Annotated in this window: 11 protein-coding genes; 9 read left to right on the forward strand and 2 right to left on the reverse strand. The window is 39.0% G+C overall.

The window, feature by feature from the left end; translation table 11 throughout:
• Positions 1–208: 208 nt before the first annotated feature.
• From MLE14_RS12370 to MLE14_RS12400, 7 genes are all read left to right on the forward strand, one after another.
• Positions 209–1,147 (forward strand): metallophosphoesterase, encoded by a 939-nt coding sequence (locus MLE14_RS12370; protein WP_243298689.1) that lies wholly within the window; start codon positions 209–211, stop codon positions 1,145–1,147.
• Positions 1,148–1,248: 101 nt separating this feature from the next.
• Positions 1,249–2,088 carry an endonuclease/exonuclease/phosphatase family protein gene (locus MLE14_RS12375; protein WP_243298690.1) on the forward strand — a complete coding sequence of 280 codons (840 nt, stop codon included), beginning with the start codon at positions 1,249–1,251 and terminating at the stop codon, positions 2,086–2,088.
• 135 nt (positions 2,089–2,223) lie between these two features.
• Positions 2,224–2,646, forward strand: a complete 423-nt coding sequence (locus MLE14_RS12380) for a MarR family winged helix-turn-helix transcriptional regulator (RefSeq protein ID WP_243298691.1) — start codon at positions 2,224–2,226, stop codon at positions 2,644–2,646.
• A 19-nt stretch (positions 2,647–2,665) separates the two neighbouring features.
• The gene (locus tag MLE14_RS12385; RefSeq protein ID WP_243298692.1) at positions 2,666–3,877 is read left to right on the forward strand and encodes an MFS transporter; all 1,212 of its coding nucleotides are present in this window, start codon (positions 2,666–2,668) and stop codon (positions 3,875–3,877) included.
• 142 nt (positions 3,878–4,019) lie between these two features.
• On the forward strand, positions 4,020–4,613 hold the full coding sequence (locus MLE14_RS12390) for a TetR/AcrR family transcriptional regulator (protein ID WP_243298693.1): 594 nt from the start codon (positions 4,020–4,022) through the stop codon (positions 4,611–4,613).
• Between the two features lie 66 nt (positions 4,614–4,679).
• A complete protein-coding gene (locus tag MLE14_RS12395) occupies positions 4,680–5,543 on the forward strand; it encodes an alpha/beta hydrolase (protein WP_243298694.1) in 864 nt (287 codons plus the stop codon).
• 210 nt (positions 5,544–5,753) lie between these two features.
• On the forward strand, positions 5,754–6,311 hold the full coding sequence (locus MLE14_RS12400; protein WP_243298695.1) for an isochorismatase family protein: 558 nt from the start codon (positions 5,754–5,756) through the stop codon (positions 6,309–6,311).
• A 52-nt stretch (positions 6,312–6,363) separates the two neighbouring features.
• Here the strand turns inward: MLE14_RS12400 and MLE14_RS12405 are convergent, their stop codons facing one another.
• A complete protein-coding gene (locus MLE14_RS12405; protein ID WP_243298696.1) occupies positions 6,364–7,716 on the reverse strand; it encodes an alkaline phosphatase in 1,353 nt (450 codons plus the stop codon).
• A 390-nt stretch (positions 7,717–8,106) separates the two neighbouring features.
• Positions 8,107–8,283: an SE1832 family protein gene (locus MLE14_RS12410; RefSeq protein ID WP_243298697.1), complete on the reverse strand. Its 177-nt coding sequence runs from the start codon at positions 8,281–8,283 to the stop codon at positions 8,107–8,109.
• A 199-nt stretch (positions 8,284–8,482) separates the two neighbouring features.
• Here MLE14_RS12410 and MLE14_RS12415 point away from each other — a divergent pair, with 199 nt between their 5' ends.
• A complete protein-coding gene (locus tag MLE14_RS12415; protein WP_243298698.1) occupies positions 8,483–8,785 on the forward strand; it encodes a DUF3219 family protein in 303 nt (100 codons plus the stop codon).
• Positions 8,786–8,804: 19 nt separating this feature from the next.
• Positions 8,805–9,563, forward strand: a complete 759-nt coding sequence (locus MLE14_RS12420; RefSeq protein WP_243298699.1) for an NRDE family protein — start codon at positions 8,805–8,807, stop codon at positions 9,561–9,563.
• Positions 9,564–9,757: the final 194 nt, after the last annotated feature.

Raw genomic sequence — 9,757 nt, forward strand, 5'->3', positions numbered from 1 at the left:
CCCTGCTTTCATGTATTGATTCTGTAGGAGGAGGATCAGGAATCAAACAGGAACTGGTATGAGTTTATAAGAAATATTTAAATTAATTTTCACTCGTGTAAAATTTATAAAAGTATTTAAAAAATACAGTAAATTAGCCGAATTCCTTTTTTAAATAGGCTACTATAAAAAAGGCATCACCTAAAAAAAGGAAGGAGAATCTATCTTTATGTTTAATCGTAAAAAAGAAGAAAAAAGAGTTAGAACCAAATTAAAATGCTGGACTGCGGCAGCTGCAATTGGGATGGTTCTTACGGCAGTGAGCCCTGCGGCAGCCAGCGGCAGCGAAAAGCCAAAACTCGAATTTGGACTTGTCCCGGATGTCCAGTATTGCGACTGTGAAGTGAGCGGTACACGTTTCTACAGAAATTCATTGGACAAGCTTATGGAGGCGTCTCAAACATTTAACAGAGAAGATGTGGATTTCACTGTTCAAACAGGTGATTTGATTGACCGTAACCTTTCCAGCTTCTCAACCATTCTTCCAATCTACAACACGATTGAAAGCCGTAAATATCATGTGTTAGGCAACCACGATTTCCCTGTAACAACAGACCAGGTGGTCGACCTTCTCGATATGCCAAATCAATATTATGATTTTAAATACAAGAACTGGCGCTTTGTAGTGCTCGATACAAACGATCTCAGTTTATATGCGAACCCAGCAGGTTCAGAAAAGTATCAAGAAGCACAAATCATGTACAATTCTTTAAAAGAAAATAATGAAATCAATGCCCAAACCTGGAATGGCGGTATCAGCCATGAGCAGCTAACCTGGCTCCGCGGTGTACTAGAAAAGGCAGCACAGGCACAAGAAAAAGTTATAGTCTTCGCACACATGCCTGTATACCCTGAAAATGAGCACAATGTATGGAATGATGAAGCAGTCATTCAGGAACTTGAAGCCGCTGGCAATGTCGTTGCCTACTTCAACGGACATAACCATGCCGGCAATTACGCAGTTAAAAACGGAATTCACTATGTAAACCTCCAAGGAATGGTCGAAACCGCTGACACCAACTCTTACTCCGTAGTCCGCGTATACAAAGACCGCATAGAAGTAGACGGATATGGCCGCGAAATTGATCGCGTATTAGAAATTCGATAATGAAACAAGGGGACGGTTCTTGCGTTTCAACCCAAAGGAAAACAAGTGAGCCTCCCCCACATTTCCTTTACGAAAAAATACTATACATAGGGGTGATCATGTTGAAGAAATACTTCGGGTTATTAGTAATCCTGCTTTTTTTCATAACTCCAGTCAGTTCCTCTTTGGCAAGTGAACCAATAAATAAGGAGGAGAAAGCAATCGATGTCAAAGTAATGTCCTACAATATCCATCATGCTGAAGGGCTAGACCGCGTTTTGGATTTAGAACGAATTGCCAAGGTGATTGAAGATTCCGGTGCGGAAATTATTGGACTCCAAGAAGTGGACAATCACTGGTCAGAAAGAAGTAATTTTGAGGATCAGGCTAAATGGATGGCTGAGCGGTTGGATATGCATTATACGTATGCTGCAAATCTCGACAATGAACCCCTTAACCCGGGAGAACCTCGCCGTCAATATGGGACAGCTGTTTTAAGCAAGTATCCGATTATCGCATCGAAAAACTACCCATTAACGAAGATTGGGAATACAGAACAGCGCGGGTTACTCGAAACAGTCATTAATGTAAAGGGACATCACCTAAAATTCTATAACACTCATCTGGCTTTAACTTCCGCTGAACGCGAAATTCAAATAAAAGAAATCATTGAAATTGCAAGTAAAACAAATGGGCCGAAAGCAATTGTCGGTGATTTGAATGCAGTGCCTGACAGCGTTGAAATGCAGCCGCTTTTCTCTCATTATAAAGATGCCTTTGCTGATCAAAATGAAGCGTATACGATTCCAGCAGATCAACCAAATAAAAGAATTGATTACATTTTCACTTCCAACGAAATTGAAACGGCAAATGCCGAAGTCATCTCCACAATCGCTTCAGACCATTTGCCAATTGTAGCTGAACTGACACTTGACCCATCAGTATTTAAAAAAGGGAATTAAATGCGAAACGCAGGGACGGTTCTTTTGTTTCACTCAAGTGAAACAAAAGAACCGTCCCTGCGTTTCAATCGGGGTTGTTACACTTAAATTTCCGTGATATAGTTACCTAGGTAACTAATTTGAGGAGCGGACAATATGCGAAATAATCATGATTTATTTCATACAATTCACCAGCTTTCACGGCAGCTCCATAAAAGCTTGAATGAAGCTTTGCAGCCGTTTTCTATATATAGCGCACAATGGTCCGTATTGTTTGTTTTAAAAACGAAAGGCAATCTAACTCAATCGGAGCTTTGCGATTATTTGTCTGTTGAAGCTCCGCCTATGACACGAACGATCCAAAGGCTTATAAAGCAAGGGTATGTAAAGCAAATACCCAGTAAAGAAGATAAAAGAGTGAAGTATATTCAGCTTACGGAGAAGGCAATTGCGGAATACCCAGAATGGGAAAAAGCTGTATTGAAAATGAACGATTCATTACTTGCGCTTTTTCCAAAGTCATCTCAAGAGGAGTTAAGAAAGCTTCTGCATGAATTCTCAATTCAGCTTAGAAAATAATCAGCGGGGAGGAACATCAATGGAAAAACAACCGAAGCTTTGGACTAGAAATTTTATTCTGGTTTCCATCAGCAATTTTTTTGTGTTTTTAACGTTTTATTATTTGCTTATATTACTGCCGATATATGCCTTAGACTTTCTAAACGTATCAGAGGCTGAGGTAGGTTTACTTGTCACAGTATTTTTAATTTCTGCAATTGTATCCCGTCCATTTGCAGGACAATGGGTGAGCCGATATGGAATAAGGAAGGTATTCATTGCTTCAGCATTCATATTTGCCGCAGGGGCAACATTATACTTCTTGCCTCAATCGATAGGGAGCCTGCTCGTTCTTCGCTTCTTTCATGGAATTGGGTTTGGAATGGCAACTACTGCGACCGGAACGATTGTTGCTAATGTTATTCCTCCTTTGCGAAGAGGTGAGGGTATGGGCTATTACGTTTTATTTGTGAATTTAGCCATGGTCATTGGTCCTTTCTTAGGATTGACTGCAATCCAAGACTGGGGAGCTGAAACAACATTTTCGATGTCTGCCATTTTCGGGTTTCTCGCTCTTTTAACTGGACTTATGATTAAATTTCCGAATGAAATTAAACAAGAATCCACTCAAAAAGCAGAAAAAATTCGTTTCCGGATTGGAGATATGTTCGAAAGACCAGCTGTCAAAATTTCAGTCGTCGGTGCCTTTTTTGCGATTGCGTATTCTTCTATCCTCGCCTTTGTTTCCGTATATGCTAGTCAGATTGGTCTAGCCAAAGTGGCGAGCTACTTTTTTGTTGTATATGCGGTTGTTCTTCTGCTTTCACGCCCATTTACAGGAAAATGGTTTGACCAATATGGAGCGAATGTGATTATTTATCCTGCCCTTATCATTTTTGCTATCGGGGTATTCGTCTTAAGCGGAGCAGAATCTGCTTTTATTTTCCTGCTGGCAGCAGCGTTGGTTGGTCTTGGCTGGGGAACCGTGTTTCCTAGTCTTCAAACCATTGCGATCCAAGAAGCTTCTCCAGGAAAAAGCGGGCTTGCAACGGCTACTTATCTATCAATCTTTGATATTGGCATGGGGCTCGGGTCCTTCTTGGTCGGTATCATCGGTGCCGAAATCGGTCTAAACTCTTTATACTTTTATAGCTCTATCTACATTCTGGCAGGGATTGGACTGTATTATCTCTTGCACGGAAAAAGAAAAGAAGCTTCCGCCACTCGACAGGTATTATCAGAAAACAAGTAACGGTGCCTGTCACGCCCCGAGGTTTGTTGAAAACGGGAAGGTTAAATCCTTCTCGTTTTTTTGTGGAAAATCTTGTTAACCATCTGCAGAAGTGGTATATTTTTATAAAAGACCGATCGGTTTCAAAATTGAGGTGCAAAAGATGAGAAAAGGTGAGAAGACGAAACAGCAAATTATTATGCTTGCTACTGATGTTTTTAATCAGAAGGGGTATATTGGTACCTCTCTCACTGACATCATGAATGCTACTGGTCTCAAAAAGGGCGGTATTTATAATCATTTTGAAAATAAAGAGGAGCTGGCGATTGCATCATTTGATTACGCGATTGAGGTTTTAACTCATACCTATGCCAAGGCAATCGAAGGGAAAAAGTCTGCGATTGACCAATTAATCGCACTCATTTCTATTTATGAAAATATTATAGATAACCCGCCAATTAAAGGTGGATGCCCGATTTTAAACACAGCGGTAGAAAGCGATGATACGAATCCTGTCTTGCGTGAAAGAGCGCAAGAAGCTATGCAAAAATGGCTAAAATTAATCCAGCTTACAATTCGTAAAGGAATCAGGAAAAATGAAATTCAGCCAACTGTCGATATTGAGTCATTTTCAGCATTTCTTACATCAACCATTGAAGGTGCTGTAATGCTTAGCAAGCTATACCAGACCAATTCGTATATGAAGCAGGCTATAAAGCATCTAACTGAATCGATTGAAAATCTTCGAGTCCATTAAATTTTTTTTACCCAAAAAACAGACCGTTTGGTTTCTTTTTAAAAACATAAAACAAAGGAGAAGTCCATGTATATTTGGATAATAAGTACTTTAATGTTTCTCGTCGCATTTGCAGGATTAGTGTGGAAGTTGGCTGTTGTAAGCCAAACACCAAGAAAAACTGCCATTGATACCAAGCCAGACATCCCATTTGAACAAGTGAGTTTCCAAAGTGGGACAGAAAAAATGGCGGGATGGTTTATCCCAGCAAAAACAAATCAGCACGAAAAAAGCCCTCTCATCATTCTAGTTCATGGCTGGGGATCGAACCGGGCAAAAATGAAAAGGTATGTAAAACCTATTTTTGAAGCCGGATACGCATTATTGCTCTTTGATGTACGAAGTCATGGGGAAAGTGAGGAAATAAATGCTCCTACAGTAAAAACTTTCCGGGATGATGTCTTGGCGGCTGTTCAATATGCAAAAACAAAAAAGGAAGTTGATCCTGAACGAATTGGAATTTTAGCTCATTCATTTGGCGGGTTTGGCAGTATTTTAGCGAACAAAAATGATATTGGCGTTCAAGCAATCGTTTCAGACTCAAGCCCTGCCCAAATCAGCACCATTATGAAGGCGGCATTAAACAAGTATAAACTGCCTTACTTTCCGTTTGGCCCGCTTATCTCAAAAATAATGTTTGTAAGAGCCGGAATCCAATCTAAAGAATTAAAAGAATTTGATGTGCTCCATGCACTAAGGGAGAGGAAGTCTCCGGTTCTGCTTATACACTCAAAAAGGGACGATTATGTTCCATCAACCGAACTGGATTTTATTATAGAAAATGTGGATCTCCCGCATCTTTATGTGGATAGCAAAGGTCATCGGAGTTCAGAATCCGATCCGCAATTTTGGCAGCATGTTTTGCCTTTCTTTAAACAACATTTGGAATAGAAATCTTATTTAGAATATGTAAGCTGATTCCAAAGTATGGTTAAAAAGAGGATTGCAGCCGATTTAAAGCGAATTAAATATTGAAACAAAACGGGAAGTGGGTTTTTGTTTCTGATCATGAAAAAGAGGGGGCGGTTATTATGAAAATGAGGGGAACAGAATGGCTTGAGGTAAAAGAAATTTAAAATTTTTCAAAAGGGAGTTTTGCTATTGAAACAAGTCTTAGTAATTATTGATGCCCAACAAGAATTAATTGAAGGAAATGAAACTGAAAAAAGTGTTCTTCATAAAGAGCAACTGCTAAAAAATATCAATTTGGTTATAAAACAAGCTTTAGAATCAGATGCATTGGTTGTTTTTATGAGAGATAAGGATGTAGCTAATGGTGAAGGAAAAGGATTTCAAATTCATGAACAAATTAATGTCCCAGCCAATGCGAAAATATTTGATAAAGCAGCCACTAATTCATTTTATGACACTCCACTATTGAATTATTTAAAGGCTGAGAAAATCGAACATCTTGTCATAATGGGGTGTAAAACCGAATATTGTATTGATTCTGCAGTCAGAACGGCTACCATCAATCATTTTGATGTTACTTTAGTTGGAGATGGTCATTCAACAACAGATTCCCGAACCTTATCAGCTGAAAACATTATTAGTCATCATAATGCCATTCTCCATGGACATGATAATGTGGATCATTTTTCTGTTGTAAGAAATAGCCAAGAAGACTTGTTTAATCCAATTCATAATAATTACAGATAATATGTTAAAAAAAGACCCCCTTTTTCACAAAGGAAATAGGGGGTTCTTTACATTATTTCTGATTTCCTAACTCAATCTTCATAGCCTCAGCGATTAACTTAGGAAGGTCCGTATTGTTGTGAAGACCAACGAATAGATCGGATTGCGGTCCAAATGCATAGACTGGTACATCCGTTCCTGTATGGGCACTGCTTGTCCATCCTATTAAGGCACGGTCACAAATGACCTCATTAATAGCGATGGATGGACTTTCTGCATTTTTAATCCGGTTTACTTCGTCTGCCGTTAACTCAATTCCGGCATTTTCTAGAACAACTTCTTCAAGATTGCTTAAATCATCGTTTAACTGAGCTTCCATCGCATCTCCAGTGGCAGTAACGTTCTTAAGAACCTCAATATTTAAATCATATACTCCGTTTGAGCCTACAGACATTCCGCCTGTTTCATGGTCACCTGCTACGACAACTAATGTATTTCCATCTTTTTCTGCAAACTCTAGTGCCTTTGCAACAGCTTCATCAAAAGCTTTTACATCATTCATCGCCCAAGCGGCATCATGATCATGTCCAGCCCAATCAATTTGTGAACCTTCAACCATTAAAAAGAATCCATCATCATCCTGACTTAATGCTTCAATCGCTTTTTCTGTCATTTCGGCAAGACTTGGCTGATCCGTTAAATCACGGTCCAATTCAGGAGCCATCCCACCGTCAGCGAACAAGCCAAGGATTTTTTCGCCGTCTGAAGCAAGCAATTCATCACGGTTTGTCACATATTGATAGCCATCTTCAATGGCAGTTTCAACGAGGTTTCCTGCAGGCTGTTGTCCGCCTTCAGATGCTGGAAGGAAATAATCTCTTCCTCCGCCAAGGAGGACATCGACACCATTTTCAAAGTATTGTGGGGCAATTAAAGCTTCGTCTCCACGCGCGGATACACTGGCTCCGAATACTGCCGGTGTAGCGTGTGTTATCGTTGAAGTTGCTACTAAGCCTGTTGATTTGTCTGCTGCCTCAGCCGCATCTAAAATCGATGGAACTTCTTTTCCATCTGGTGTGACACCTACCATGCCATTGTTGGTTTTAACCCCAGTTGCCATCGCTGTTCCAGCAGCGGCTGAATCTGTCACCTCAGTGTTAGCCGAATAAGTTTGTATTAATCCTTTTACATAAGGATCAAATGAAGATTTTTCACCTTTAAACCAACGATAGTTCGTTGCATACGTGGCATTAAAGCCATCTGGAATCATAAAAATAACATTTTCAATCTTTTTTGCATTTGTATGAGGCGGTACTCCAGTTCCTGCCCATTCCGGTTTCCCTGCATTTGCTTCATTCCATGCTACACTCAGTCCTGAAAATAGAACTCCTGCTGTTAAAGTAACGGCTGCTGCTTTTTTTAGCATGATTCTTTCTCCTTTCAAATTTGAAAATCCTGCTTTCATATAAAAAAGTAACAGCCAAATTTAAAGGGAGTGTAGAAAATCTATTAAAATCTGATGACAATAAAAGAGATGAAAGACCTATTGAAATAGAGGAAAATAGGAAATTAAGTTAAAATTTTAGATAATCGCGATTGTTCTATAGGAAAAAATAAGGGAGGGATTTTTAAGAAACGATTAATATTGTTACAAGCCTTTTTACATTTTAGACATGAAAATGAGTTGCAATAAGTATTTTAATAAGAGTCTGCGGCTTTACATTTTCTTTAAATACGATGCACGTACTTTAAGTGAGATAGTCCTTTTGTTCTAATAATTTAAATAAAAAAAGAATTGCTCCATACGGAACAACTCTTACACCTCGCGAAGCTTCTGATTCAATGTTCTTAATTCATTTTCTATTTCGGTAATCTGTCTTTCTAATGGCCCAACATTTCCGCCGACAGATTCTAATTTTTCAAGATCGTTTTGAAGCCGTACATATTCCTCTTTTAATTCCCGGATTTGATATTCAATTTGCTTTTTATCCATAGCGAACCCTCGTTTCGGACTAGAGTATACGAAAACATTATAGCACTAAAACATAAGAAACAAAGGGACGGTTCTTATGTTTCAATCTAATTCCCGCGATGCTGATGAAAAGCGAGAAGTTTGAGAGCAATGGGAAATCACGCAAAAAAGTACAAAATCAAACAGACAAAGGGTAAACTAAAATAGAGGTGAAATGAAGATGCAAGTCTTGCTTAATGACGTTTCAATAGATGCTGAAAACTTTTATACAGATACGATTAACAGCAAAACATCCAATGAGAAACAGCGACTCATCGGCTTTGAATTTAAAGTATCCAGCCAAGAGTATCACAGAATAACCACATTGCTATACGAAAATGACTTTAACATTAAGGTACCCGAGAAGAATCTAGAATTCCGCGGAAAAATCAACTCTTACTCCACCTCTATTACCAATTTATATAAAGAAAATGAAGTAGGTATATTTAAACTCGAAATTATTGAAAAGGGGACTGCCTACTAGAACAAGGTTGTGATAAAACATGTGTTTAATTTTGTTTGCTTACCGGATCCATCCAAAGTATAAGCTGATTATGGCAGCCAACCGGGACGAATTTTATAAAAGACCCACTGCTCCTGCACACTTTTGGGAGGATGAGCCAAACATTTTGGCGGGCAGAGATTTAGAAAAGCGAGGAACCTGGATGGGGGTAACAAAAACAGGATCCTTTGCAGCCGTGACCAACTATCGGGACCCAAATGAAGAAACAGAAGGGAAGCGGTCACGTGGGGAATTGGTTGCTGATTTTTTAAAAAAACCCCAGAATGCTGTTCAATATTTACAAACATTAGCTGAAAAACGGACTTCCTATCCCGGATTCAATCTGCTCGCAGGTAATACGGACGAATGCTATTACTATTCTAATATTCAGAACAAGATTCAAAAGCTAGAACCAGGCATCTATGGAGTGAGTAACCATCTTTTAAATACTGAATGGCCAAAGGTTAAAAAAGGGAAAGCAGGACTCGAACAAATTATCAGAAGAGAAGAGACAGATATGAAAGAGCGATTATTCAAACTGCTGCAAAATGCCGATCCTGCTGAAGATCATCTTCTTCCGAACACAGGTGTTTCAAAGGAATGGGAAAGAATCCTATCCCCGCTATTTATCAAAACAGATTACTATGGAACAAGAAGTTCAACGGTATTTCTCCTTTCAAAAGAAATGATTTATTACCAGGAACGCGTCTTTTTGAATGGCGAAGTAAGTGAAGATCAGGTGTTTCATATTTCTCTTTAATAAGTTAATCCCCTGATTATGTAAATCAGGGGATACAGATTGAAGACAAAAGGCATTTGGGAATGTATTTATTCCCAAATGCCTTTATGATTTTAAGAATTTTTCTCAGAATCCATCTTAGAAATGAGTGTGATTTGTCTATTATTCTTATTCTTTATGCCATTTTTGGACTTACCCAAGTCCAGTTGGCTAAT

Origin of the sequence: Bacillus litorisediminis (assembly GCF_022808645.1) — a bacterium.
GTDB lineage: Bacteria > Bacillota > Bacilli > Bacillales > JC228 > Bacillus_BF > Bacillus_BF litorisediminis.